The organism is Pseudomonas sp. St316, from assembly GCF_018325905.1.
Lineage (GTDB): Bacteria > Pseudomonadota > Gammaproteobacteria > Pseudomonadales > Pseudomonadaceae > Aquipseudomonas.
Map to the genome: position 1 here is coordinate 3,345,206 of NZ_AP021901.1, position 26,830 is coordinate 3,372,035.

The window sequence follows — 26,830 nt, forward strand, 5'->3', positions numbered from 1 at the left end:
GCCGAATCAATAAACTTGATTCGGCCTTTAACCACATGCAGGAATCACTAGTTAACCAGGAAGTTCTGCTTCAACAACGTGGCCCGCGTCAGCGCGACCAATTCATCGAGTTGAACATCGGGCCGTTCCGTTAAATAAGACAAGCAGAACCTGGCCGGCGCGATAGGCGGATGACTGGGTAATACTTTCAACATGTCCACTGCCAACATGTCTCGAATTAAGGGAACAGGAAGAATACCAATAGCGTGTCCCGCAGAGATCATCTTGGCGATGAACGCCAGGGAATTACTGGAGTGAAAAGCCTCGGACACGCTTCCCCCTTCTTTCAGCCACCGCTCAACGACCGAGTACAAGGTCGAGGGCGCGGAATGCGTCACGATGGGATAGGCGCCGGCATGTTCCGGTAGAAATGCCCCGCCTTCAATGTCCAACTGTGCGGCGGCCACCCACTGGAAGGTCATCCAGCCTAGAAAAATGTCAGTAACATCGTCTCGCGTCATTGGATTGGTCAGAAGCGCCAGGTCAAGCTCGTGATCATTCAGCTTTCGGTTAAGCACCGCCCCCACATCAATAGTGATTTCAAGGGTGATCTCTGGAAAGTGCGCCTTGATCTCGGCGATGACCGCGGTCAGCCCGACCATTGCCGAACACTCGTCAGCGCCAACGCGCAATCTGCGATTGTGCTTCTGCTTGGCCGCGAACTGCTCGAGCTTGATGCTGTTGTTAAGCGCCAACTCGGCATGTTGCAGGGCGATCAGGCCATCGGCGGTGATGATCATGCGTTGCTTGCTGCGGTCAAAAAGCTTCACGCTCAGCAACGACTCCATCTCGCGAATTCGAGAGGAGATGGCCGGTTGTGTTAGATGAAGATGTCGCGAGGCAGCATGGACGCCGCCTAATCGAGCAGTCCAATAGAAGGCCTCGATCTGCATCAGGGTAATTCTCATGATAAAAATCGTCCTGGCGTTGACTCGTTGATTTTTATTATCGCATTGGATTCATGCTTGTTAGGCTCCACTGACTGTATCAGACATTCATCAAAAACAAGTAAATCACAGCATGTATATTATTAAAGAATTACCGCAACAGATCGCTGCAGAAGAACTTTCGATTCTTCTTGCGGCCGAACCGGCAACCATCGGACACTTCGTCACTAAAGGTATTTTAAGTGCCCGTATAAAAGCCCACTTCCAGGACATTAGAGCGGTTGGAACCGCCGTTACAGTGAGAATGCCTGGGGCCGATGGGGGCATTTTGCATTACGCGATGGGCTGCGCCAGGCCAGGTGACTTCCTGATCGTGGATCGTTGCGGTGAGCGGGTCACAGCAGCCATGGGCGGTGCCATGGCCTATGCGGCCAAGCAGGCCGGAATCGCTGGCATCGTCATTGACGGATTCGTCACCGACCTGAGCGAGTTGCGCCAGCATGGGGTTCCCATATGGTCTTGGGGCGCCAGTGCCATTACCACTCGGGTCAAGGGCGAAGAAGGTGAGTTTTGTACCCCGGTCCAATGTGGCGGTGTCGTGGTCCATCCCGGCGATGCGGTGGTAGCCGATGAGAACGGCATCGTGGTCATTACCCCGGGCCAGGTCCTCCCGCTGGCGCGGCGCGCAATCGCGTTTCAGGAGAACGAAAAAATCACCTTGGCAAGACTGGCAAACGGTGAAAAATTCCCGGATGTCACAGGTTCCAGATCCATCATCGACGCCGCCACCCTGGGCCGATCCTGAACAAAAAAACAGACGCACGTTGCCATTTCGTTTCTGCCATGTAGCTCCCTCAAAAAAAACAACAGGACTACCATGAAACCGTACCAGACTTCCCTTCTGATCTTCGCCCTGCTCTGCGGCCTGATCGGGCCCGCAGCCTTGGCGGACACCCAGGCGAGCACCCACTTCAATGTGATTGGCGGTGGCAGCCACAATTACACCTTCCGCGCGGTGGAGAAACCGTTCTGGAACAAGAGCCTGCCCGACAGCTCTGGTGGCACCGTCACGGCGCGCCTCAGAGGGTTATCGGAAAGCGGCCTCAAAGGCGCTGAGATGGTGCGGTTGATCCGCTCTGGTGCGGTTGAAATCGGCATGGGCATCTTTGCTTTCGTGGCCGGCGACGACCCCTTTTTCGAAGGGATCGACCTGCCCGGCATGGCCGCCGATATTGAAACTTCCCATCGGGTTTCGACGGCGTTCAAGCCGGTGCTGGCAGAGCGTATGGCCGAACGACATGGCGTCAAGCTGTTGGCGACGGTGCCCTACACGGCGCAGGTGTTCTTCTGTCGCGACCCCGTCAACTCCATCGCAGACCTCAAGGGACGCAAGATTCGCGTACGCGGGCGCAATATGTCCGAGTTGATCAAGGCGCTCGGCGGATCGCCCATGACCTTGCCGTTCGCCGAGGTGGTGACGGCCATGCAGACCGGCGTCATCGATTGTGCGGTGACAGGCATCGGCTCAGGCAACGCGGCCAGGTGGTATGACGTGGCCAACCATCTCTACAACCTGCCGGTGGACTGGTCGGTTGGTTTCTATGCCATTGGCTTGAAGCGCTGGCAGGCGTTGCCCAAGCCTGTACAACATCTGCTCCAGGCACAATCCCAGATCCTGGAAGACCGGTTGTGGGAAGAAACCGCCAAAGAAAATCGCTCTGCATTGGCCTGCAACATCGGCGCGTCTGACTGCCAGATTCACCGCCCAGCCCATATGCAGGTCAGCACGCCGACAAATGCCGAGAAGGAGGTTCTACAGAACGCCGTTCTCAAAATTGCCAACGATTGGGGCAAGCGTTGCGGTGCGCCGTGTGTCGAGCGTTGGAACGCCACGGCAGGCGCGTCCCTTGGCGTGAGCCTGCACAGCCCCTGACCCGCGTCCATGCGTTGAACACCTGTGGAGCTTGCGTGACAAAGCTTGTTGCGCGTTCTGAACGCCCCGACGTTTGCGGAGAACCCCATCCATGAAAAACACTGAATCTTCTGCTGTCCGGCTCGTGAACAGCATTGCCAGGCTGAGCGCCTGGCTGGGCGGTATTGCCCTGATGGGCACGGCATTGATGATCGGCATTGACCTTATCCTGCGCAAGACCATCGGCCTGTCCATGGGCGGTGCCGACGAGATAGCCGGCTATGTCCTGGCCATTGTCAGCACCTGGGCTTTTCCCATCGCCTTGTTAAAGCGCTCCCATATCCGCGTGGACATCCTCTACTCGCGCCTGTCCCCCAAACTCAGGACTTCCCTGGATCTGCTGGCGTTGAGCTGCATGGCGTTTTTCGTCGGCACCGTGCTGTTCCACGCATGGGGCGTGCTGTGGGATTCCATCCAGTACCAATCAACGTCCACCACACCGCTGCAAGTCCCACAGTGGCTGCCTCAAGCTGTCTGGTTCGCCGGCTACCTGTTTTTTGCCCTGACCATCGTTGTGCTGGGCTGCGCCAGCGTGATCCAGCTGCGCCAGCAACGATGGGCATCGATCGCGGCACTGATCGGCATCAATTCCGTCGAGGAGGATATTCAAGAAGAAACCCACCGTCCCGCACCAGGGCACGCAACGACCCCGTCGAATGGAGCGCACTAAATGCTGGCCTTTACCCTCTTCACCCTACTGGCGCTGCTTGGCTTGAGCGTGGCTGCGGCGGTCAGCGTCGGCTTGTTGGGCCTTTCGTTGTCAGAGCTGTTCTCGACACTGCCGCTCAGCAACGCCATAGGCGAAATTGCCTGGAGCACCAGCGCCGAATTCTTGCTGGTCGCGATTCCGCTCTACATACTCATGGGCGAGTTACTGGTGTGTTCGGGCGTCGCCGGGCGCATGTACGGTGCCGTCGCCAAGTGGCTTTCGTGGCTGCCCGGCGGCTTGATGAACTCGAACATAGGCGCCTCGGCACTGTTCTCGGCAACCAGCGGCTCCAGCGTGGCAACCGCTGCCACCATCTCGACCCTCGCGCTGCCGGAGCAGGAACGCAAAGGCTACCCGGCGCCGCTGTTTCTCGGCTCGATTGCCGCCGGCGGTACGCTCGGCATTTTGATTCCGCCCTCGATCAACATGATTCTGTTCGCGCTGATCGCCAATCTCTCGGTGCCCAAGTTGTACCTGGCGGCTACGATCCCGGGCATTCTACTCAGCTTCATGTTCGTGGCGATCATCGTGTTGGCGTGCCTCATCCGGCCCGATTTGGGCGGCAAAAAGGAACACTCAACCTGGGCCGAACGACTGGGCAGCCTTCCAGACCTGCTGCCGCCGCTGGCCATCTTCGGCCTGGTGGTCGGCGCCATCTACAGCGGTTTCGCGACCGCCAGTGAATCGGCGGCCCTGGGTGTCATCGCCGCCTTTGCCCTGGGCTTGTGGCGGCGCGCCTTTACCTGGCAAAACCTGGGGCAGGCCTTCGAGTCCACCCTGCGCACGACCGGGATGATCATCTTCATTACCTTGTCGGCGTTCTTCCTCAATTTCGTGCTGTCATCCATCGGGCTGACAGCAACCCTGGTCAGTTTCGTGACAGGCCTCGACATGTCGCCGATGGGCACGCTGCTGGCCATCATCGTGTTCTACATCATCCTTGGCTGCTTCATGGACACGCTGGCCATGTTGATCACCACTGCACCGCTGGTGGTGCCTGTCATTGTCGCCTTGGGTTTCGATCCGCTGTGGTTCGGCGTGATACTCATCATCCTGTGCGAAATGGGACAAATCACCCCGCCATTCGGGATGAATCTGTTCGTGGTGCAAAGTATTCGTAACAAAGGCAAGTTCCTGGATGTGGTCTACGGCACCTTGCCTTTCTGTTTCGTATTACTTGTGTTGATCGCGCTCTTGATCGTGTTTCCGCAGATCGCGCTTTGGCTTCCGCAATTTGTTTGATTCGAGCAAAGCGCCATAAGGAGCGTCGGGGGTGACGACAGCATTCGGGCATTGAACAGGGTGTATATATGGAGTTCGGACACCTGACCATCAGTTACAACCTCTGGAGAGACCATGCCAAACGCAACCGGACAGAACCCTGTGGCCCTTGTCAGTGGGGTTGGAAGTGAAATCGGAATTGGCATGGCCATCGCGCGCAGGCTGGGTACTGCAGGTGCCAGACTGATCGTCACCGCCAGCAGTGCGCGAATCAATAATCGAGTCGCAGAACTGCGCGCCGAAGGGTTCGAAGTCGAAGGCCGGGCCCTCGATCTTACCGATGAAAACCAGGTACGTGAGTTTATGGCATGGGCAGAATCCCTCTGGGGGCAGATCGATATTCTGGTCAACAACGCGGGCATGGCCATGCAAGGCAGCCCGGAGTTTTTTTCCGACTTGGCATCCATGGATCTGTCTACCTGGAACCTGACACTGGCGCGAAACCTGACCACGGCTTTTCTGCTTACGCGGGCTGTTCTGCCCGGCATGCGGGCGCGCCGTTACGGGCGCATCGTCAACATCAGTTCCACTACCGGCACCCGGTGCAGTAACCCCGGTGAAGCGGCTTACAGCGCCGCAAAAGCCGCGATGGTCGGAATGAGCATGAGCCTGACGCTTGAAGTCGCCCGACAAGGAATCACGGTAAACAGCGTCGCTCCCGGCTGGATCAGCACAGGATCGACCACTCCAGAGGAAGCCAAAGCGGCCGGTTACACGCCGATGGGCCGCGCCGGACGTCCCGAAGAGGTCGCGGCACTGGTTGCTTTCCTTGCGTCTTCAGAGGCCAGCTACATCACTGGCGAAGTCATCGTAGTGGATGGCGGAAACTGCTTGGTCGAGAACAAAGCCCCTTGATCTGAACATGCCCCAGGGTCTGCTCGCACTTACTGCCTGGCGAAACAATGGTGCCAGAAACTGACCCTGTCGATGGTTAGAGTGAGGTGGTTGGCCTGAGGCTCAACGATGCGCTGAAACAGCGCTTCTATCCCCAGCCACATTGGCTATCTCATCGATCAACCAGAGTAAGCGTCGGTTATGAAGCGTATCCGGCTGCGGTGGATCTGGCGCAGGTCCGGGCGGCGCTTCGTGAACAGCGAAAAATGCAGATCGTCTACAAGGACGAGAATGGGGAGCAGGCGCAGCGAACCCTCTGGCCAATCATGCTGGGGTTTGTCGAGTCGCAGCGCTATATCGCCGGCTGGTGCGAACTGCGCGGCGACTATCATTTATTCCGAACGGACCGGATCGTCGAGGTGGATTTCCTGGAGGAGCGCTACGCCCGCCCCAGGCACCAGTTGGTCAAGGAGTGGCGCTCCCGGCAAGCACATCCGTGTAAACAGAAGGATTGCAACTAGGGCCCGCGCATTACCCTTGTGGGAGCGAGCTTGCTCGCGATAGCGGTGGTGCAGCTATAGGGTGTTGGATTGGCTGCCCTCATCGCGAGCAAGCTCGCTCCCACAGGGGGCTGGGTGGACATGGATGGTGTGTCTGCTGAAGATTGAAGATGGGACACATCGCCAGTGAGTCACTTGAACAACTCACTGCTCATGAAGTCAATGAACACCCGCAATTTCGGCGCCAGGTGTTTGCTTGAAGGCCAGAGCATGCGGAAGGTGCTCTGATGCCTGTTGAAGTCGTCCAGGACGGTGACCAGTTCACCGGCAGCGATGGCCTCCCGCACAGTGAAATCCGGTACGCAGGCAATCCCCAATGCATCGTGCACCACGTGTAGCAGCGCCTCGGTGGTGTTGCAGACCAGGGTCGCCGGCAGGTTCAGTTCCGGCTCCCCGTCCCTGTTGACCGGCCACACTTGCATCCTGCCGGTACTGGGGAACTTGTAGAGCAGGCAGGCATGGCGCAACAGATCCGCCGGCACCTGCGGCGTGCCGTGTTCGGCGAAATACCGGGGTGAACCGACCACAACGAGCTTGAACGGTCCCAACGGACGGGACATCAGCCGGGAGTCGTTCGGCTCTCCGGTTCGAATGACCGCATCGAACCCCTCCTCGATGATGTCCACCAGCCTGTCGGAGAAATCCAGGTCCAGTTCGATACTGGGGTAGCGGCGCATGAAGGCGATCAACGTCGGCATGACCAAATCCGCAACGAGCGGCAAGCTCACGCGCAGTTTGCCCCGCGGCGCTTTGCGGGTTTCCGACAACTCCAACTCGGCTGCTTCGACTTCGCAGAGAATGCGCCGGCAACGCTCGAGGAAAAGCGTCCCTTCCGCTGTCAGCGTGATACTGCGCGTGCTGCGATGAAACAGTCGCACACCCAACCGTTCCTCGAGCCGGGCGACGCTTTTGCCCACTGCCGAAGACGAAATGCCAAGTGCCCTGCCCGCCTCTGAAAAACTGCGGGTTTCGGCCGCGCGCACAAAAAAATCAATCCCGCTCAGTGATTCCACGCCCGACTCCTATTACGGACATTTTTTCCGATGTGTTGCGCACTCTAGCATTCTTGTCTCGCCAAGGAGGAGCATTTACCGTAGTTGGCACTTATCAATCTGCGATTGACGCCGCCATCCGGCGGGTCAGAAGCTCTCCAAGCAGGTGACACATGACGATTGCCAATACCCATATCGACGCCGATGCCGAGGTCGTTCAAGACGCGGCGCCACTCCCGATCGGATCACTGTTTGCCCTCGCGCTGGCGGCGTTCGTGACCATTCTCACCGAAGCCTTGCCCGCCGGCCTTCTCTCACAGATCAGCGAAGGGCTGGCGATTTCCGAAGCCCTCGCCGGCCAGTTGGTCACGGTCTACGCGATCGGGTCCTTGCTGGCGGCCATTCCCTTGACGGCCGCGACCCAAGGCATGCGGCGCCGATCGCTATTGCTGCTGGCCATCGCCGGTTTCGCCGTTGCCAACACGGTCACGACGCTTTCCACCCATTATGGTTTGACAATCGTCGCGCGCTTGCTCGGTGGCGTATCGGCCGGGCTGTTGTGGGCCTTGCTGGCCGGTTATGCCGCCCGCATGGTGCCCGAGAGCCAGAAAGGTCGAGCCATTGCGATCGCCATGGTGGGTGCGCCCTTGGCGTTATCCCTGGGCGTACCGGCCGGCACGTTGCTCGGCAACTTGATCGGTTGGCGGATGAGCTTCGCCATCATGAGCGTGTTCGCCGTCGCCTTGATGGTCTGGGTGCGACTCAAGGTGCCTGACTTCCCTGGACAAGCCAGCGACAAACGCCTGGCCTTGGGTCGGGTCTTCACCTTGCCAGGCGTTCGCTCGGTGTTGTTGGTGGTGCTGGCTTTTGTCCTGGCGCACAACATTCTCTTTACCTATATCGCGCCGTTCCTGATGGCGGCGGGCCTGGGCGAGCGTACAGATCTGGTTCTGCTGGTCTTCGGTGTCGCATCGTTGCTGGGTATCTGGGTCGTCGGCGTATTGATCGATCACCATCTACGGGCGTTGACCCTTGCAAGCACGGCGCTGTTCGCCATCTCGGCCGTGATGCTAGGCACCATGAGCGACAGCCCTGCCGCGATCTACGTCGCGGTAGCGGCCTGGGGAGTCGCTTTTGGAGGCGCTGGGACATTATTCCAGACGGCAATCGCCAAGACGGCCGGAGCGGCAGCGGATCTTGCCCAGTCCATGCTGGTCACGGCCTGGAACGTCGCCATTGCCGGCGGCGGAATCGTGGGGGGTGTGCTGCTCGATCACCTGGGTGTCGTTGCGTTTGCGCCTGTGCTGGTCGCTCTCTTGCTGCTGACCTTGGCGGTGGTGTGGTCCGCCAGTCGGTACGGGTTTGCAGGGCGCGCAGCCATGCCTCAGCGCGGGGATTAGCAGGATCGGGCAAGCATCAGCCCGGATCGTGCAAGCTGCTCCGAATATTGCTTCCTATAGTTAACCAGAGCCAAACCATCCGGAGCGGGTACCCCTATGAGCGCCCTCAACATCAATGGCCGTGAATACACGGTCGACGTAGACCCAAGCACCCCGATTCTTTGGACCTTGCGCGACACGCTGGGCATGACCGGCACCAAGTTCGGCTGCGGCGCGGCGTTGTGTGGCGCCTGCACCGTTCACTTGGATGGCCAGGCCATTCGTTCCTGCGTGACGCCCATTGCCGCCGCCGAAGGCAAGAAGATCACCACCATCGAAGCGGCAACCAACGGCAGCGACCCGGTCGGCAGTGCCGTGCACGAGGCGTGGGTCAAGCATGACGTGGCGCAATGTGGCTACTGCCAGAGCGGCCAGATCATGAGCGCGACCGCTTTCCTCAAGGCCCAGCCCAAGGGCAAGCAGCCCACGGCCGCCGAGATCGACTCGGCCATGGCCGGCAATATCTGCCGCTGTGGCACCTACGCCCGTATCCGCGCCGCAGTGGCTGATGCCGCCAAAGCCCTTGCCTGATCGGAGCTGACCATGTTGAACGAGATCTTCCCGAACGAGCACCCTCGCGCCTTGCAGCACCTGCTTGAGCGCGACGAGACTGACGGCCCCGCTACGCTGCCGCGCCGCAGCTTTCTCAAGATCGTCGGTATCGGCGGGCTGGCCTTGGGGGCTTTTCCACACCTGGCCCTGGCCCAGGAGGCCAATGGTGCCGCTACGCCGCTCAAACCGACCCAGCAACCCTCGGCATTCGTGCAGATCGCGCCCAGCGGCGAGGTCACGGTGACCATCAACCGGCTGGAGTTCGGCCAGGGCGTGCAGACCGCTTTGCCCATGATTCTCGCCGAAGAACTCGATGCCGACTGGAGCCTTGTACGCAGCCGCAACGGCAGCAACGATGCCGCCTACATGGACCCGGCCTTCGGCATCCACCTCACCGGCGGCTCCAACACGATCAAGAACAGCTACACCCAGTACCGTGAGCTGGGCGCCCGCGCTCGCGCCATGTTGCTGAGTGCCGCCGCCGCGCGCTGGAACGTGGACGTGGCGAGCCTGAGCACCCAGACCGGCATGGTCCTCGGCCCCGCTGGGCGTAAAGCGAGCTATGGCGAGTTGGCCGAAGCCGCGATGGCGATGCCTGTGCCCGAGCAGATCACGCTCAAGGATCCCAAGGACTTCCGCATCATCGGCCAGGCCACGACACGCATCGATGCCAAGGCCAAGAGCAGCGGCCAGCAGGATTTTGGCATCGATATGCATCTGCCGGGGCAGCTCACGGCGGTTGTCGCCCGACCTCCAGTGTTCGGCGCCAAAATCGCATCCCTGGATGACAGCGCGGCACGTGCCACCAAAGGTGTAAAAGCCGTATTGCGCGTACCACTGGACGGCGGTGCCGAAGGTGTTGCGGTGGTCGCCGACAGTTACTGGCAGGCGAAGGTGGCTCGCGATGCGCTGAAAGTGGAGTGGAACACGTCCACTGTGGAAAAAGTGGACAGCGAGAAACAGTTGGCTCAGTACCGGGAACTGGCCAGCCAGCCCGGTCCACTGCACTTTGATGCCGACATGACGCCACTGGCTACGGCGCCGCACCGACTGGACGCCGAGTTCGTGTTCCCCTACCTCGCCCATGCTCCGATGGAGCCGCTCAATTGCACCGTGCAGCTAGCCGCGGATGGCGCTCAACTGTGGGTCGGGACCCAGTTCCCCGGCGGTGATGGTGCCGCGGCCGCCAAAGTGCTGGACCTCAAGCCAGAGCAGATTCAGGTGAACGTGCAGACCGCTGGCGGTGGCTTTGGCCGGCGTGGCGTGCCCACCAACGATTTCGTCGTATTGGCTTGCGAAGTCGCCAAGGCCGCGCGCACCGCTGGGCTCAACGTGCCTATCCGTACCCTCTGGAGCCGGGAGGACGACATCAAGGGTGGTTACTATCGGCCCATGCACCTGCACCGTGCACGCATAGGTTTTGATGACAGTGGCAAGGTGCTCGCCTGGGACCATGCCTTGGTGGGCCAATCGATCATCACCGGCACCGTGTTTGGTGGGCGGGTGAAGAATGGCATCGACCCGACCGCTACTGAAGGCTTGCGCGACCCGTATCCGCTGCCCATGCGGCTGACGGTTCATCATCCCAAGCTCAACGTTCCCGTGTTGTGGTGGCGCAGCGTGGGTTCCACCCATACGGCCTTTGTGATGGAAACACTGATCGACGAGATCGCCCGCACCACCCAGCAGGATCCGGTGGCTTACCGGATGAAGTTGTTTGGCGAGCAGAACCCGCGCCATCGCCAGGCGCTGCAATTGGCCGTGGACAAGAGCGAGTATGGCAAGCGCCAGTTACCGGCGGGCCATGCCTGGGGCGTGGCGGTCCACGAGTCGTTCAGCTCGGTGGTGGCCTACGTCGTCGAAGCGTCGGTGCAGGATGGCCGTCCAGTGCTGCACAACGTGACGGCCGGCGTGCACTGCAACCTGGCCGTCAACCCACGCAGCGTCGAGGCCCAGGTACAAGGCGCGGCGCTGATGGGATTGTCGATGTGCCTGCCCGGTGGCGCGATCACCCTGAAGGATGGCGTGGTGCAGCAGAGCAATTTCGCGGACTTCAGCGTGCCGCGCATTACCGACATGCCGACATTTGCCGTCCACATCGTGCCCAGCGCCGAGCCTCCTACGGGGATGGGTGAACCCGGCTTGCCGGCACTGGCCCCCGCCTTTGCCAACGCGCTGGCGAGCCTGACCGGTAAACCGTTGCGTGAGTTGCCTTTCAAGTTGGCGTGACAGGCGCGTGAGGCTGTCGGGTCGCAAGGCCAGACAAGCCTCACGATCACAAGCGAATTCGCTTGATATCCCGCTGCGGTGGCGCACCGAACAGGCGGCTGTATTCACGGCTGAACTGCGAGGCACTTTCATAGCCAACCAGGCCCCCTGCACTGCTCGCATCGACGTTCTGGCTCAACATCAACTGCCGAGCGGCCTGTAGCCGCAGCTGCTTCTGGTATTGCAACGGACTCATTCCGGTCACGGTGCGAAAGTGCTGGCGAAACGTGGACGGACTCATGTGCGCTTGTGCCGCCAGATCGTCCATACGCAACGCCTGGCGAAAATTCAGTTTCAGCCAGGCGACCGTCTTGGCAATGTGCTGGCTGGGTGACCCGGCAGCGATCACATGCAGCAACTGTGGCGCGTGGGCCCCGCTCAACAGGCGAGCGACGATCTCCTCCTTGATCAGTGGAGCCACTGTCTCAAGCAGTGACGGTTCCTCCAGCAGGTCTATCAAGCGCCGCAGGGCGTCCAGCACCCCGGCATCCAGGGCTTGTACGGTAATCGGTCGAAACGCGTCGTCCATCATGCGTTGTGACAACTGCATGCGCTCGGCCACCTGCATCACCATCGTGCTGTCGAATCTCAGCATCATGCCCAGGAACGGCTTGGCGACGCTGGCTTGGCAGACATGGGAAATAACCGGCAGATCCACGCAGGTCACCATGGACTGGCCGGGCGAGTAGGTCAGTATCTCGTCCCCGAGCATGGCTTGCTTGCGGCCTTGCAAGGCCACGCCGATACCCAGGCCATAGATGCAGTGCGTCGGCGCGGTGATCGCGTTGCGCCGATGCAGGCTGAAGCCGGCAATGGCGGTGACCTGATCGCCCTCGCTGGGCACGAGCTGGCTGACCGAACCGGCCAGGCGACTGATGTCACTGACGCCCTGGTCGCTTTTGGAATCGGTGTGCACATTTCACTCCTAGAAAACATCAGACCCACGACGTGCGGTAATGGCGAATACCGTTCGGCATCACCGCAAGTCGTTGATCAATAATGGACGCAGCATGCCGGGTCGGCGGTTCGAGTCGCTTGCCTGATGGAGGCAACTTCCTACTCGATTTAACGATCCGTAGCTCGCATCAGTCACCTCAGGCCAGAAATGACAATTTGTTTCAGGAGTTGGGCGTGCACAAAGTGATGGTTTGGCGGGGTGCCTAAAGATTTTGGAAGATGTAGCCGGTTGACTGTTGATCATCCAGTGCGACACCCACTTGCAGCAGTCGTTGGGCCAAGGCCGGCGTTTCGACCCGCACTTTCCAATCCAGGCCTGTCGGTGCCACTGGGGCGCGATCGTAGCGAATGATCGCTTCAGCCAATTGCGCCCGATCAGGCAAGTACACCGCCAACGCGTTGCCCTTCCAAGCGGCGACATTCATGCCCATCGCTTCACACAGCGCAATCTTGGCCTCGGCATCGTCCCTGTCCGCCTGGCGGGAACGGTCGATCTGATCGGCCAGGATCGGATCGACAACGCGGTCGGTAAACAAGACCTCGCCCGTCTCCCAGACCTCAGGAGGACAGATTTTGTCGGCAGGACGCAAGGCAATGAACGGATTGATTTCCATCGGGTAGATTCGACAGACCAACGGCCGCTCTTCATAGATACCGCAACGACCGTCGTCGCCGAGATTACGGCACTGCGTCAGCGCATTGCCCGCCAGTACCGCGACGACACGAATCCGGGCGTCGCCACTAGTGACTTCCACGGCCCTTTGGGCGCTGTGGGCGAATTGCCCTGGCGCCGAAGGCCAGGTTGACTCATCGAACGCCTCCAGTACGACCGCCACCTCATGGCCACGGTGTAGCCATTGCCTTGCCTCATCCAACGTCAGTGGAATCAGCCGGCCCTTGCAGCAGATCCCGCAGCCGTTGCAGGCAAAGCGGATCGTGTTTTTTTCCATATCAAGCACTCGCACACATGTTTTCGATGGCCCACAGAAGCTCCTGCCACTCGAATACAGCGGTGGCAGGGCCTCAAGGCCGCGATAGTATGTGGAGCAAAACGCCAATCCGTTTGCCGGATTCGCCGGCATGGTTGCCTGATCCAAGGAGATTCCAGGCATCACCGTGGGATGTAGACCCTCGAGTTAGCGCAGATGATCAGCATCGATCACGGCCTGGGCGAAAGCCTGCGGTGCTTCTTGCGGCAAGTTGTGGCCGACACCGCCATCGATCAGGCGATACTCGTATTTACCGGTGAAACGCTTGGCATAGGCTTCGGCGGGCGGATGAGGAGCGCCATTGGCATCACCCTCCAAGGTGATGGTCGGCACGCTGATCGACGGGAACATCGCCAGTTTCTTTTCCAGCGCGGCGTATTTGGCCTCGCCCTTGACCAGGCCCAGGCGCCAGCGATAGTTGAAGATTGAAACGGCGACATGATCGGGGTTCTGCAAAGCGGCGGCGCTTCGGTCATACGTCGCGTCATCGAAGTTCCACTTGGGTGACGCCAGCTTCCAGATCAGTTTGGCGAAGTCGTGGGTGTTTTTCTCGTAACCGAGGCGGCCACGCTCTGTCGCAAAATAGAACTGATACCACCACTGCAGTTCGGCGGCCGGTGGCAGCGGTGTCTTGCCGGCCTCTTGGCTGCCGATCAGGTAGCCACTCACCGCCACCAGCGCCTTCACCCGCTCCGGCCACAGGGCCGCGACAATGTCGGCGGTACGTGCGCCCCAGTCATAACCGCCCAGCACGGCCTGCTTGATCTTCAGCGCGTCCATGAAATCGATCAGATCGCTTGCCAATGCAGAAGGCTGGCCGTTGCGCAAGGTCTTGGCCGACAGGAAACGCGTATCGCCATAACCGCGGGCGTACGGAATCAGCACCCGATAGCCCTTCTCTGCCAGCGCTGGCGCTACATCTGCGTAGCTGTGAATGTCATAGGGCCAACCATGCAGCAGGATGACCACCGGCCCATCGGCGGGACCAACCTCGGCATAGGAAACGTCCAGCAGGCCGGCCTTGACGTGCTTCAACGGGCCGAACGAGGTGTGACTACCCGGTGTAATGGCGCCGATGGTGCTGGCAGGTACATCGGCGGCGTTTGCCTGCGACGAAGCGAAGCCCAAGGCGCCCAATTGCATCATCGCGAACACCAGGATGGCTGGGGTGAGCAAACGACCATGGCGCGGTACGGATTGCTGGTTCAGAGTCGTGTCCATGTGAATCTCCCTTACGAATGGCGGGTGAGCGGCTCCCGGTTCGGAGCCGCCAGGAAAGGTTTAATGAGCGGTCTGGGCGACGGTATTTTTCGCGGTGCTACGCAGTGGCCGGAATGCCTCGCGCAACTCTTCGCTGAACAGTTGCGGCTGCTCCCAGGCAGCGAAATGGCCGCCCTTGTTGACTTCGTTGAAGTAGGACAGCGATGGATAGGCGCGTTGGGCCCAGGTTTTCGGTGCACGATAGATTTCGTGCGGGAACACGGTGATCGCCACCGGGACCTTGATGTCAGCGGTTTTTTGCGCCGCCGCACTGAAGTTATTGTTGTTGTTCTCCCAATAGAAACGAGAGGACGACGCTCCGGTGTCCGTCAGCCAGTACAGGCTGATGTCGTCGAGCATTTCATCGCGGCTGAGCACACGCTCTGGCTTGCCATCGCTGTCAGTCCAGGCGGCAAACTTTTCGTACATCCATGCCGCTGTACCCGAGGGCGAATCTGCCAGCAGGTAACCGATGGTCTGCGGCCGGGTCACCATCATTGCGCCGTAGGCTGCATTGCGGCCGAAGAAGGCGCTCAGCGAGTTGTAGGCAGTGCGTTCCGGATCACTCAACCCGGTCGGTACCGGTTCGCCGCTGTTGATCGGCTTCACCAGCTCAGGCGGCACGGTCGCCGGCATGTTCAAATGGATGCCCAGCAAACCGGGCGGCGCCAGGCGGCCCAGGGCGTCAGAGATAACCGACCCATGATCACCGCCCTGGGACACGTAATGGGTGTAGCCCAAGCGCTTCATCAGCACGTCCCAGGCCTTGGCCACGCGGTCCGGGCCCCAGCCCAACTCGGTCGGTTTGCCGGAAAAGCCATGGCCTGGAATCGATGGAATCACCACGTCGAAAGCGTCCTCGGCACGGCCCCCGTAGGCGGTCGGATCGGTCAACGGACCGATGGTCTTGAGGAACTCGAATTGCGACCCCGGCCAGCCATGGGTAAGGATCAGCGGCATGGCGTTGGGATGGCGTGAACGCACATGGATGAACTGGATATCGACACCATCGATCGTGGTGATGAATTCTGGCAACGCATTGAGCCGTGCCTCGGCCTTGCGCCAGTCATAGCCGTTGCCCCAATACTTCACCAGGTCCTGTACCTGGGCCAGTTGCACGCCCTGGGAAACGTCATTGACGGTTTCCTTGTCAGGCCAACGGGCGTCTGCAATGCGCTTTCGCAGTTCAGCCAGCTTCGCGTCGTCGACATGGATGCGGTATGGGCGGATGGCCTCGGATTCAGACGATTGAACCGTACCGGCTGGCGTGACGGCGACGGTGGTCGCCCAGGCACCCGGGCTCGCAGCGAGCAGTGCGAGACTGAGCGCACTGCCCCTGGCGGTGTGAACCAGGCAACGGTGCCAGGCGCAAACGGATGAAATTGCAAGCATGATGACTCTCCTTGAGTGAGTGGCCCACGGGCCTGGCGATCGTTGTCGGAGCAGAACACTGCCCGCGGCTTACCTGGCCATGGGCAGTTGCCTCTATCCGACTTACGCAGGCCTGATCAGAACACCGCGATACCGCAGGGACGATTGCACGAAGGTGTCGATCGATACCTAGGTATCAGGGGCAGCACATTGGGCAGGCTCGATTCCACGATTGCGGGATCAATTGTCCTGACCGCAGTCCTGGGCGATGGCGCTGTAGTCCAGTGCCTGGATCTGGCCGGTCGAGTCCAGGTAGGTCATGCGTGTCTCGACGACGCCGCAGCCCGAACCTTGCTTGACCGAAAGCACCTTGGCGACATCCAGGTGGTCGCCATGCAGGTAGGTGTGAGGCTTGAGGCTGTCTTGGGCGTTGGCCGCCACAGCGCCAAGGCTCAGAGCGGCAAACAAGGAAGCGATGCTGAGGTTTTTCCAGTTCATGACGTTATCTCCGACGTGGGGTGAGCCAGTGAGACGGCTTGGGCTGTCTCGGTGGGCTCATTGGACGTCGGCCAGGTATCGCGCATGTGTCAGCGCCGGGCCCTGAATGAAATCGTCCGTATCAACAATGGCCTTGGATACACAGAGATACATTCGTATCAATGACGCTGCGCCATCATGCGTTTCTCATTGGCCTTTGCTTTATGATGTTCGCCATCTCACGACTGACTGATGGAATCCCCTCATGACTTTCGATTTCGACACGGTATTGGAGCGCCACGGCACCGGCAGTACCAAGTGGAGCCGCTACCCGGCCGATGTGTTGCCGATGTGGGTCGCCGATATGGACTTCCCCGCCCCGACCGTGATCATCGACGCGCTGCGCAAGCGCCTGGAACATCCGATGCTGGGCTACAGCGTGGCCCAGGACAATCTGCGTGCCGCCGTCGTGGCCGACCTGTGGAGCAAGTACGCCTGGCGCGTCGAGCCCCAGCAGATCGTGTTCCTGCCGGGTGTCGAACCGGGCTTCAACATGGCGCTGCATGCCTTGGTAGAACCCCAGCAGAATGTCGTGGTGCAGGTGCCCAACTACCCGCCGCTGCGCAACGCCCCGGGTCACTGGCAGTTGAACAAAGTGGAATTGCCCTTCAGCCCGGTCAACGGTGAATTCCACACGCCATTGGCAGCATTGCGCGACGCGTTGCAGGGCGGTGGCGCGCTGTTGCTGAGCAATCCTCACAACCCGCTGGGCAAGGTGTTTGACCGTCAGGAACTCAAGGCCGTGGCAGACATTTGCCTGGAGCAGGACGCCTGGATCATCTCTGACGAAATCCATGCCGAACTGTGCTTCGACGGCCGTGTGCACATTCCAACCGCCTCCCTCAGCCCGGAAATTGCCGAGCGCACCATCACCCTGATGTCCGCCAGCAAAGCCTTCAATATCGCCGGGTTGAAAACCTCGTTCGCCATTATCCAGAACGCCAAGCTGCGCGAACGGGTCAACAGTGCCCGGGCCGGCATGGTCGACAGCGTCAATGCCCTGGGCCTTGAAGCGACCCGTGCGGCCTATAGCGAAGCCGGCCCGTGGCTGGAGGCCTTGAAGGCGTATCTGCAAGCCAACCGTGATTACCTGGTCGAAGCGGTGAACACTCGCCTGCCGGGCATCACCATGACCGTGCCCCAGGGCACTTACCTGGCTTGGCTCGATTGCTCCGGGTTGGGACTGGATGACCCGCAGGCCTTCTTCCTGAAAGAAGCCAAGGTGGGACTGAGTGCCGGCCTGGACTTTGGTGACGACGCCGGGCAGTTCGTGCGCCTGAACTTCGGCTGCCCGCGGGCGCTGCTGGAGGAAGGCATCGCGCGGATGGAGCGCAGCCTGAAAGCCAAGGGCTGATCCACCCGGCGACGAAAACCCTCTGTGGCGAGGGAGCTTGCTCCCGCTGGGCTGCGAAGCGGCCCCGTTCTCACCGACACCGAGTTGTCTGCTGATTGGGGGCCGCTTCGCGCCCCAGCGGGAGCAAGCTCCCTCGCCACACACAGGCTCTCGCCACGATGATCGGTGCTTTACTCCTGCATATCCGGCGCATGGACAAAGCACAGCTTGTTCCCCTCCGGATCGCGGCAATACGCCCCGAAATAACCTTCGCAATACTGCGGCCTAGGGCCGGGTGGGCCTTCGTCGGAGCCGCCCATGGCAATCGCCTGCTCCCAGGCAGCACGCACGGTTTGCGGGGAGTCGGCGGCGAAGCTCACTTGCATGCCATTGCCCCACGTGGCGGGCAGCCCGTTGAAAGGCAACTGGACGAAAACCTGTGGCCAATGCCTGCCGGGCCGCTGCCACCCCTCCCCCGGCGGGCCCGAGTCGTGCTCGCCCTCGATACGCTCCAGCCCCAGGCAACCGAGGACTGCGTCATAAAAGGCGACCATTTTCGGCAGATCGCGCGCACCGATCTGGATGTGGCTGAACATTGTCCTGCTCCTTATCGAAAACCAGTACCTCCATTGAAGAACACCGCATCATCCGGCGCTCGTCAAAGCGCTCCATTCACCGACGAAACGCCTTTCATCACGCTCATCGACTGACAAGAAAATCCGACCGAACTCTGCCCGAAATCCCACAGTCCACCCTCCATCGCAACCCCATCAAGCCTGGAGAACGACAATGGTCGAATACCCTTTTCCACCTTTCCCGAAACAAAGCCAACCGGTGCCCGGCAGCCAGCGGAAAATGGACCCCTACCCGGACTGCGGCGAACAGAGCTACACCGGCTCCGGCCGACTGGCGAATAAAATCGCCCTGATCACCGGCGCCGACAGCGGCATCGGGCGCGCCGTCGCCATTGCGTTTGCCCGTGAGGGCGCGGACGTGGCGATTGCCTATCTGGACGAGCATGAAGACGCCAAGGAAACCGCGCGCTGGGTCGAGCAGGCCGGACGCCAATGCCTGTTGCTGCCCGGTGACCTGGCAAACAAGGACCAGTGCCGCAAAATCGTCGATGAAACCGTCGCCCGCTTCGGGCATATAGACGTCCTGGTCAACAATGCCGCGTTCCAGATGACCCATGAAAGTCTTGAGGAAATATCCGACGAAGAATGGGTGCGCACCTTCGATATCAACATCACGGCGATGTTCAGGATCTGCCAGGCCGCCGTGCCGCACATGAAGTCGGGGGGCTCGATCATCAACACCAGTTCGGTCAACTCCGACATGCCCAAGCCAACGCTGCTGGCGTATGCCACTACCAAGGGCGCCATCGCCAACTTCACCGGCGGCCTGGCGCAAATGCTCGGCCCCAAGGGCATCCGTGTGAACAGCGTGGCACCAGGACCGATCTGGACGCCGCTGATCGTGGCGACCATGCCCGAGGAAGAGGTACAGAATTTCGGTTCCCAGACCCCGCTCGGCCGCCCCGGCCAACCGGTTGAAGTGGCGCCGATCTATGTGTTGCTCGCCTCGGATGAAGGTAGCTACATCTCCGGGACTCGCTATGGGATCACCGGGGGTAAGCCGATACTGTAGGCATGGAAGCGGCGTAGGAGCTGTCGAGTGCAACGAGGCTGCGATCTTTCCAAAGACGCTTGAATCTCAAGTGAAAGATCAAAAGATCGCAGGCTTCGCCAGTTCCTACAGATTCAACGGGAGCAAGTTCCCTCGCCACAAAAAAGTGCCCGACGACTCTACCGGCCAGGCATGGCGCATCCCCCTGAAGGATTCGCCCGTCCTCGACGATGACAGTCGGGCCATCATCACCGACGCTCACCGACCACAGCCCGCTGGTGAAAGATCGGTAATTGCTGCAACGCGTATTGCGCTGCCCACAGTTGCACCTGGCCGCGACTGCCAAAGAACCGTTCGCAGCGGCTGAACAGCGCTCGCTGGCCGTTCAGATCGAACGCCCAGGCAAAACAGACCGTGCCGGCCGGAATACCGTCCTTGTCGTCTGGCCCGAGCAGGCCGGTGGTTGCCACCGCCACATTGGCGTTGGCATCGTGCAAGGCTCCGAGGGCCATTTCCTCGGCGACTTCCCGGCTGGTTAGATTGAAGGTCTCGATGGTGCGTGGACTGACACCGAGCAAGCGCTGTTTAGCTTCAGGGGAATACACCACATAACCGCTTTCGATCAGTGAACCACTGCCCGGCACCTCGGCCAGTAACGTGACGATCTGCCCGGCGGTACAGGACTCGGCCGTGGTCAGGCGCAGGTCATGCTCGCGTAGATAATCAATCAGGATTTGGGCAACAGTCATGACAAAGGGGCCTTCAGGGATGCTGATGGGTTGACTCCTGTCGTTGTGATTCATTCCCTTTATCGCCTCGTCGTCCTGCACCAGCAAGTAAATGAAACCCCGTCCTTGGCAGCACCTCAAACCTGACGGCGGCACATTCAACATCAATGTAAGCTGACCCGCCGCTATCGCGAGCAAGCTCGCTCCCAGAAGGGGACGGCGGGCCTATTACTTCTTCATGCCGATACGCCTGCGCATCTCAGCGGTAATGCTCTGGCGTGTTTTCTTCAGCCCTGCCCAAGGCTCATGGCCCACTTCAGCCAGGCGTTCATGGACGTTGTGCACGTTCCACAGGTTCGCCCCCTTGAGCTCGGCCACCTCTTCGCGAAAGATCGGCACCGACACCGGCAAACCTTCCCGGGTGCGGGCGGCATACGCGCAAATGGTGGTAGCGCCCAATCCATTGCGCAGGTAATCGATGAAAATCCGCCCTACCCGGTTCTTCGGCCCGGACACCGCCGAAAAACGGTCCGGCAGCAGCTTGGCCATGTGACTGACAATCGCATGGCTGAACCCCTTGACCTCGTCCCAACCCAATTTACGCGTCAGCGGCACCACCACATGGATGCCCTTGCCACCACTGGTCTTGAGAAACGCCTTGAGCCCCAGCTCATCGAGCACCGATAACGTGAGCTGCGTCGCCTCGACCATGCTTTTCCAGGGCAACGCCGGGTCCGGGTCAAGGTCGAGGACGAAGCGGTCAGGCTTGTCCAGGTCGACGGACGTCGCATTCCAGGTGTGCAGCTCCACCGTGCTCATCTGCACCGCGCCGATCAGCGCCTCAGCGTTATTGATGATCATCACCGGCTGCCCCGTCAGTTCCTTGTCCAGGCTGACGATGCCGGGAATCGCCAGGCGCTCGGAGTTCTTCTGGAAAAACAGCTCACCGGCGATGCCATCCGGCGCCCTGACCAAGGCCACCGGCCGATCCGCCAGTTCCGGCAGGATGAATTCGGCCACGCTGGCGTAGTACTCGGCCAGTTGCAGCTTGGTGGTGCCGCTGCTGGCATCAATGACCCGCTCCGGGTGGGTGATACGGACCTTGCCGTCCAAGGCCGGTGCCTTGGCCTTGCTCTTGGTTTTGGCGGGTGTCGGGCCGGGCTCATCCTTGGCTTTGGTTTTTTTTGCCGCAGCGGTTTTTTTCACGGGCTTGGCAAGCTCCTGGGTAATGTCCTTGGCCGGCTTGTCGTTGCGCAGGCCATGGAAGACCGCATGGCGCACCGAGCCGTCCTTGGTCATTTCGGCAAAGGCCACTTCGGCCAACAGTGTCGGTTCGAGCCAGTGCACGCCCTTGGCTTCGTAACCGGTTGGCGGATTCACCACGGCGGCCTTCTTCGTCTCCAGGGGCAGCAGTTGCTGGTAGATGCTTTTAAGGGTGCTTTCGTTGAACCCGGTACCAACCTTGCCGGCGTAGCGCAGCTGGCCACTGTCGGCATCATGCAGCCCCAGCAACAAGGCACCAAAGGCACTGCGTGCCCCCTTGGGATCGCTGAAGCCCACCACCACGAATTCCTGGCGATTCTTGCACTTGAGCTTGATCCAGTCGTTGCTGCGCCTGGACACATAGGCACTGCCGATGCGCTTGCCGATCAACCCTTCCATCTGCATCTGGCAGGCACTGTCGAGCAGCGCAGCAGGGGTTTCTTCAAAGGCATCGGAAAACCGCAGCAAGGGGCTTTCGCTGGGTTCCAGCACCGCGGCCAATGCAGCCCGACGCTCTTGCACCGGCACTTTGCGCAAATCCATACCATTAAGGTACGGCAGGTCGAACAGGTAATAGGCGATCTTGCCGCTGCTATTGGCCTCGAAGGCGTTCTGCAAGGCCTGGAAATCCGGCACGCCCTGTTCGTTGGCGACCACCATTTCACCGTCGAGCCAGGCTGATTCCAATCCCAGCGCGGCCAAGGCCTCAGCCTGCCGTGGCAACTTATGGGTCCAGTCGTGACCGTTGCGGGTCAGCAGTCTGACGTGGCCGTCTTCGATCCGCGCCATGACCCGGTAACCGTCGAACTTGATCTCATAGAGCCATTCACCGTCGGGCGCGCTTTCCACCAGTGTCGCCAGTTCCGGCTTGAGGGTTTCCGGCAACGGACCGGGGACCGCGCCGTTGAGGGTGGTCTTCGATGAGCGTTTCGGCGATTTCGGCTGGGCGGCTTTTTCCGCTTGTTTCACCGCTTTGGCTGAAGCGGCCTTGCCACGGCGCCTGGGCACGAGTGTACGATCGCTGAGCACGCTGTCCGGTTCGGCCTGGGCCACGTCATATTCGTTCTCGGGCCGGGCAGCCTCGTCCTGATGCTTGATCAGGAACCACTGCTCCTGCTTGCCAGGCATGTGGGTGCGCACCAGGTTCCACAGGCCGCTGAGCTTTTCACCTTGCAGTTCGAACTTGAGCCGGCCTGTTTCATAGCCTTCGTGGGGATCGCCCTGGGGAATCCAGACGCCTCGGTCCCAGACGATCACGTCACCGGCGCCGTAATGGCCTTCAGGGATGTTGCCCTCGAACGTGGCGTAATCCAGCGGATGGTCTTCGACATGCACGGCCAGGCGCTTGGCTTTCGGGTCAAGGGAAGGTCCCTTGGGCACCGCCCAACTCTTGAGCGCACCGTCCAGCTCCAGCCGAAAGTCGTAATGCAGCCGCGAAGCATCGTGTTTTTGAATACAGAACTGCAAGGCATGGGCGGTTCTTGCCGATTTGCGCGAGCGCTTCGCCGCCGGTTCCGGGGTGGCGGCGAAGTCACGCATGCGGTTGTAGTCATCCAGGGTCTTGCGGCTCATGCACCACCTGCCACCTGTTGCAACGCCGGGTCGGCGACCGGCAGCCCAGCGGTTTGCGCGAGTAATTGATCGACCACGCGGCTCAAGGCCTGTTCGACGGAATCGCCCAGTAGCAGCCCCTGTTCGAAGAGGACAATTTGTCGGTCGGCACTGGTGCCTTCTTGCACCATACGGCGCACCTGCTTGAACACGTCCTGGACACCCAGTTCTGCGGCGGTTTCACCAAAGGTCTGCTCCGCCAGGGCGAGCCATTCTCCGATCAGCATCGGCTGCTCCTGCCCCTCGACGATAAACTCGGCGAGGATCCCGTGGCGCTTGGCCCGCCAGCGATTCTCCTTGAGGATCCACTGGGACATCTGGCTGTAGCGGGCGCCCGGACGGCGCTGCGCCACGGCATGGGCCACCATCAGGCGAAACAGCGAGACGAGGCACAGGACGTCGTCAACCCGAGGACAGGCATCGCAAATGCGCAGTTCCAGCGTGGGATAACGTGAGGAAGGCCGTATCACCCACCAGCAATCGCTGGGTTGGCGAATGGACCCGGTGCGCATGAGCATGTCGACGTAGCTGGCGAACGCCGACTCGTCTTCGAAAAGCTCCGGCACGCCCATTCGCGGCCATTCATCGCAGGCCACTTGTCGGTAGCTGCTAAAGCCACTGTAGGCACCGTTCCAGAACGGCGATGAAGCGCTCAAGGCCAGGAACATCGGCAACCAGGGCAGGATCTCATTCATGACCCGCACCCGATCCTGGGTGGCCGGGACTTCGACATGCACATGCAGGCCCGACAGCACGCTGCGCCGCGCCACCCGCTGGTAATCATCGAACAGTTGCTGGAAATGCAGCTCGTCGGTGGGTTGCAGCACTTGGGTCGCCATCGGGTGTGAGCCGGCGCTGAGCAGACCCAGGCCATACGGCGCCAACCGTTGGTTCAAGCCCGTACGCACCTGGCTCAGGTAGTCGGCGGCCTCGGGGAGGCTGCGAAAGATGGGCGATGCCATCTCGACCTGGCACAGGAACATTTCATGGGCGAAATGCTTGCCCAGCTCGGCCTGGCACGCAGCGATAGCCTCCGCGGGTGGTTCACCCGGCATGCAACGGGTTTGCAGATCGGTAATGAAATACTCCTCTTCAATGCCGAATTTCATGCGCCTGTTCATCGATAATCCCTCCGATAACCCCGCCGATACCTGCGCCAATGCGGGTTACAACCAACGCCACCACGGCGATCCTTTCCACGTTCTGATAACCCAGCGTCAGCAATTCCTCACCAAACACGTCCGGGTCCAATTCCTTGTAGGTCCAGCCGAAATCCGCCGAGTCACGCCATTGGCCCAGGGCTTCCAGGAACGGGTCGCGCCCATCCATCATCGCCACGCCGGTGTAGAGCACCAGCGAGCCGCCCGGTGTGAGCCGGGGCAAGGCCTGTTCGACGATGCGCAGCGACAGCCCGGCGCCCAATGCGCCGCCGCCATGGCGGTAGGCGCGCTCGGAGGGATCGGCCATGTACGGCGGGTTGGCGACGATCAGGTCGAAGTTGCCTGGCACGTCCTGCAACACGTCGCTGTGGGCGACCTCGACATTGCCCACCTCGGCCAGCGCGGCGTTCACAGCACTCAGGCGCAAGGCTTGCGGGTTGATGTCCACCGCCAACACTTGCGCTTCACGCCGGGCACGGGCAATCACGATCGCGCCGACGCCGGCGCCGCAACCAATGTCCACGGCGCGATGCACAGCCGAGAAGTTCTGTTGCAGATGAGTATGGATCAGTTGGGCAAAGCGGTAGCTGTCAGGGCCGAAGAACACCGCATCGGTGGCTTGCGTGGGGAACTGCGAATGAGCGAACAGCAAGCCATCCAGGCTCGACCAGCGCACCCGGCTGCGCAGCAGGCCGTCGCGTTCTTCCAGCACTTGGGCTTCTTGCAGTTGCCGCTGTTCATCGGCGCTGATCAGTCCCGGCGCAAACGGCCGCGACCAGCCGAACACGTCCCGCAAGGTCTTGGCGTGTTCATTGCCGGGCCGCTGGTTGACCCGCTCGTGGGTCAGCGGCGTCGGGGTAATGAAACGGTAGCCGTCGGCTTGCAGGCGCCGGCCCAGTTGCAACAGCGCAAGGTCCGTCTCGGACAGGCGTTCTTGCTCATTCATGCAGGGCTCCCTAGCGAAGTGCGGATTTGAGTTCGATGAACCGGCGGGTTGCCAGCAGCCCGGCCGGATGGCTGTGGCAACGGGCAGAGAGCCAGGGCATCAGGACCTGCATCTGCTCGTCGGGCGCCCGGCCTCGCAGTGCCTGTTGCAAGCGTTGTACATCGGGATCATCCATCGGCGTCGTTGGCTCGCAAGCGGCAACCGGACCGCGCCGCACGCCAGCCCTTGTGCCCTCGTCCAGCCAGTCACCGGCTATCCAATCGTGCAGCAGCTGTTTTTCATAGGGGCTAAATACTCCAAACATGGCTGCGCCAGCCCCGTCGATCAGTGTCCAGAAGCGGCTGTTCTGTGGGTCTTCATGGCGCTTGATCCAGCCCTTGTTCTGCATGGCCGCCAGGAACCCTTCCAATTGGCCCGGCGCCGAGAGCCACTGGTTGACGGTCTTGCCTTCAAATTTGCAGTAATCAGAGTGCATGTGCTGGCCGAACGGGCGTTTGCGTTCAAGCATGTCCAGCACTTCTCGATCCAGATCGAACGAACCGATGATGGCTCGACTGCCTTGCCCCAGGTCATTGAGGCGATAACCCAACGTCACCCGATGCCAGAAGGCTTCACGGTCCGCTTCCATCGGCATCAGTTGCAGCAGCGATTGCACGGCCTTGTGGGCGTGGCCGGTGCTGGCGTTGTCGATGGTGACGTGAAGGGTGAAATAGTACGGATCGATGCCCAGTTCGCTCAGCTCATAGGCGCTGATCAACAGATGCAGCGGCAATTGTTCGTAGCCCAAGTTGTAGCCGATGACCTCCGGCAGGTATTCGTCGCCGGCATAACCCAGGGCCAGTTGCACGGCGCCTTGCAAATAGAGGTCGTCGTCGATGTCCGGGGCGTCCGACAGGTCGTGCTCGGCGAGCAACTTGCGATAGAGCACCACATGGTTTTGCGCAGGATGGCCGTCCCCCAATTCTTCGAGGTAGGTGCACAGCAGCCCTTCGAAACGGTGGTCATGCCAGTGCTTGACCACGCCATACAGCCAGGCGCCGTCGACCCGCTTGGTCGGCGCCACGGCTTGGAGGAAGTACAGGGCGTGGGCCTTGCCGCTGAAAAACTCCCGCGCGCCACCATTTTTGCGCCGTTCCAGGTAGTCCGCGTATTGCCGGGCCACACTGGCGCTGTGTTGCTCGACCCAGGCCTGCAGCGCCATGGGGTCATCGGGCATCTCCTGGGCAAGCGCCGCGGCCTTGGCGATGCATTCCTGGAGGAACGCTTGGGCGTGTGCTTGCTGGCCAGCATCATCGGGGCCCTGGAACAGTCGTTCATAGCATTGGCGTACATGCCCGTCAGGCGTGACAGGGTGCACGGTAGCCGGCCGGGATTGGAGGGGTGTCAGCGCAGTCATAAGGGCCTCTTGGGTTTTCGGCGGACGCTGAATCAGCACGTCTCTTCTGTTGCAGAGCGCCGGCAACGACGAAAAATTCCGTTGGGTTGAATGCCAGGCGGATAAACGGAGCCATGCAGC

Annotated in this window: 24 protein-coding genes; 11 read left to right on the top strand and 13 right to left on the bottom strand. The window is 60.7% G+C overall.

Annotated elements, in window-relative coordinates:
* Positions 1-47: 47 nt before the first annotated feature.
* Positions 48-947, bottom strand: coding sequence for a LysR family transcriptional regulator (locus KI237_RS15020; protein WP_212800491.1), 900 nt, complete (start codon positions 945-947; stop codon positions 48-50).
* A gap of 112 nt (positions 948-1,059) precedes the next feature.
* Between KI237_RS15020 and KI237_RS15025 the strand changes: the two genes are divergently transcribed.
* From KI237_RS15025 to KI237_RS15050, 6 genes are all read left to right on the top strand, one after another.
* Positions 1,060-1,731 (top strand): RraA family protein, encoded by a 672-nt coding sequence (locus KI237_RS15025; RefSeq protein ID WP_212800492.1) that lies wholly within the window; start codon positions 1,060-1,062, stop codon positions 1,729-1,731.
* 72 nt (positions 1,732-1,803) lie between these two features.
* Positions 1,804-2,859, top strand: a complete 1,056-nt coding sequence (locus KI237_RS15030) for a TRAP transporter substrate-binding protein (protein ID WP_212800493.1) — start codon at positions 1,804-1,806, stop codon at positions 2,857-2,859.
* A 91-nt stretch (positions 2,860-2,950) separates the two neighbouring features.
* Positions 2,951-3,568, top strand: a complete 618-nt coding sequence (locus tag KI237_RS15035; protein WP_212800494.1) for a TRAP transporter small permease subunit — start codon at positions 2,951-2,953, stop codon at positions 3,566-3,568.
* Positions 3,569-4,849 (top strand): TRAP transporter large permease, encoded by a 1,281-nt coding sequence (locus tag KI237_RS15040; protein ID WP_212800495.1) that lies wholly within the window; start codon positions 3,569-3,571, stop codon positions 4,847-4,849.
* A 114-nt stretch (positions 4,850-4,963) separates the two neighbouring features.
* Complete coding sequence (locus KI237_RS15045; RefSeq protein ID WP_212800496.1) at positions 4,964-5,743, top strand: SDR family NAD(P)-dependent oxidoreductase; 780 nt, start codon at positions 4,964-4,966, stop codon at positions 5,741-5,743.
* Positions 5,744-5,829: 86 nt separating this feature from the next.
* Positions 5,830-6,243 (top strand): helix-turn-helix transcriptional regulator, encoded by a 414-nt coding sequence (locus KI237_RS15050; RefSeq protein WP_249410738.1) that lies wholly within the window; start codon positions 5,830-5,832, stop codon positions 6,241-6,243.
* Between the two features lie 170 nt (positions 6,244-6,413).
* Here KI237_RS15050 and KI237_RS15055 read toward each other — a convergent pair whose 3' ends face one another.
* On the bottom strand, positions 6,414-7,295 hold the full coding sequence (locus tag KI237_RS15055) for a LysR family transcriptional regulator (protein ID WP_212800497.1): 882 nt from the start codon (positions 7,293-7,295) through the stop codon (positions 6,414-6,416).
* Positions 7,296-7,447: 152 nt separating this feature from the next.
* Here KI237_RS15055 and KI237_RS15060 point away from each other — a divergent pair, with 152 nt between their 5' ends.
* The 3 genes from KI237_RS15060 (at position 7,448) to KI237_RS15070 (ending at position 11,494) form a co-directional block, all read left to right on the top strand.
* Positions 7,448-8,674, top strand: coding sequence for an MFS transporter (locus tag KI237_RS15060; RefSeq protein WP_212800498.1), 1,227 nt, complete (start codon positions 7,448-7,450; stop codon positions 8,672-8,674).
* Between the two features lie 96 nt (positions 8,675-8,770).
* On the top strand, positions 8,771-9,244 hold the full coding sequence (locus KI237_RS15065) for a (2Fe-2S)-binding protein (protein ID WP_003201837.1): 474 nt from the start codon (positions 8,771-8,773) through the stop codon (positions 9,242-9,244).
* A 12-nt stretch (positions 9,245-9,256) separates the two neighbouring features.
* Positions 9,257-11,494, top strand: a complete 2,238-nt coding sequence (locus KI237_RS15070; RefSeq protein WP_212800499.1) for a xanthine dehydrogenase family protein molybdopterin-binding subunit — start codon at positions 9,257-9,259, stop codon at positions 11,492-11,494.
* Between the two features lie 46 nt (positions 11,495-11,540).
* On the opposite strand, the gene KI237_RS15075 is transcribed toward KI237_RS15070, so the two are convergent.
* From KI237_RS15075 to KI237_RS15095, 5 genes are all read right to left on the bottom strand, one after another.
* The gene (locus tag KI237_RS15075; protein ID WP_212800500.1) at positions 11,541-12,449 is read right to left on the bottom strand and encodes an AraC family transcriptional regulator; all 909 of its coding nucleotides are present in this window, start codon (positions 12,447-12,449) and stop codon (positions 11,541-11,543) included.
* Positions 12,450-12,693: 244 nt separating this feature from the next.
* Positions 12,694-13,440, bottom strand: a complete 747-nt coding sequence (locus KI237_RS15080; RefSeq protein WP_212800501.1) for a YkgJ family cysteine cluster protein — start codon at positions 13,438-13,440, stop codon at positions 12,694-12,696.
* A 186-nt stretch (positions 13,441-13,626) separates the two neighbouring features.
* Positions 13,627-14,700, bottom strand: a complete 1,074-nt coding sequence (locus KI237_RS15085; protein WP_212800502.1) for an alpha/beta fold hydrolase — start codon at positions 14,698-14,700, stop codon at positions 13,627-13,629.
* 60 nt (positions 14,701-14,760) lie between these two features.
* Positions 14,761-16,131: an epoxide hydrolase family protein gene (locus KI237_RS15090; protein WP_212800503.1), complete on the bottom strand. Its 1,371-nt coding sequence runs from the start codon at positions 16,129-16,131 to the stop codon at positions 14,761-14,763.
* A 219-nt stretch (positions 16,132-16,350) separates the two neighbouring features.
* Complete coding sequence (locus KI237_RS15095) at positions 16,351-16,608, bottom strand: DUF2790 domain-containing protein (RefSeq protein ID WP_212800504.1); 258 nt, start codon at positions 16,606-16,608, stop codon at positions 16,351-16,353.
* Positions 16,609-16,852: 244 nt separating this feature from the next.
* Here KI237_RS15095 and KI237_RS15100 point away from each other — a divergent pair, with 244 nt between their 5' ends.
* Positions 16,853-18,001 carry a MalY/PatB family protein gene (locus KI237_RS15100; protein ID WP_212800505.1) on the top strand — a complete coding sequence of 383 codons (1,149 nt, stop codon included), beginning with the start codon at positions 16,853-16,855 and terminating at the stop codon, positions 17,999-18,001.
* Positions 18,002-18,171: 170 nt separating this feature from the next.
* Here KI237_RS15100 and KI237_RS15105 read toward each other — a convergent pair whose 3' ends face one another.
* On the bottom strand, positions 18,172-18,576 hold the full coding sequence (locus KI237_RS15105) for a VOC family protein (protein ID WP_212800506.1): 405 nt from the start codon (positions 18,574-18,576) through the stop codon (positions 18,172-18,174).
* Positions 18,577-18,769: 193 nt separating this feature from the next.
* Between KI237_RS15105 and KI237_RS15110 the strand changes: the two genes are divergently transcribed.
* The gene (locus KI237_RS15110; protein WP_212800507.1) at positions 18,770-19,627 is read left to right on the top strand and encodes an SDR family oxidoreductase; all 858 of its coding nucleotides are present in this window, start codon (positions 18,770-18,772) and stop codon (positions 19,625-19,627) included.
* 227 nt (positions 19,628-19,854) lie between these two features.
* Here KI237_RS15110 and KI237_RS15115 read toward each other — a convergent pair whose 3' ends face one another.
* The 5 genes from KI237_RS15115 to KI237_RS15135 form a co-directional block, all read right to left on the bottom strand.
* Positions 19,855-20,355, bottom strand: coding sequence for a CinA family protein (locus KI237_RS15115; protein ID WP_212800508.1), 501 nt, complete (start codon positions 20,353-20,355; stop codon positions 19,855-19,857).
* Between the two features lie 207 nt (positions 20,356-20,562).
* Positions 20,563-23,169 (bottom strand): DNA ligase D, encoded by a 2,607-nt coding sequence (ligD, locus tag KI237_RS15120; RefSeq protein ID WP_212800509.1) that lies wholly within the window; start codon positions 23,167-23,169, stop codon positions 20,563-20,565.
* Complete coding sequence (locus KI237_RS15125) at positions 23,166-24,329, bottom strand: carboxylate-amine ligase (protein WP_212800510.1); 1,164 nt, start codon at positions 24,327-24,329, stop codon at positions 23,166-23,168. The genes ligD and KI237_RS15125 overlap by 4 nt, the downstream gene beginning before the upstream one ends.
* On the bottom strand, positions 24,301-25,314 hold the full coding sequence (locus KI237_RS15130) for a methyltransferase (RefSeq protein WP_212800511.1): 1,014 nt from the start codon (positions 25,312-25,314) through the stop codon (positions 24,301-24,303). The genes KI237_RS15125 and KI237_RS15130 overlap by 29 nt, the downstream gene beginning before the upstream one ends.
* Positions 25,315-25,324: 10 nt before the next feature.
* Positions 25,325-26,710, bottom strand: coding sequence for an iron-containing redox enzyme family protein (locus KI237_RS15135; RefSeq protein ID WP_212800512.1), 1,386 nt, complete (start codon positions 26,708-26,710; stop codon positions 25,325-25,327).
* Between the last annotated feature and the right edge of the window lie 120 nt (positions 26,711-26,830).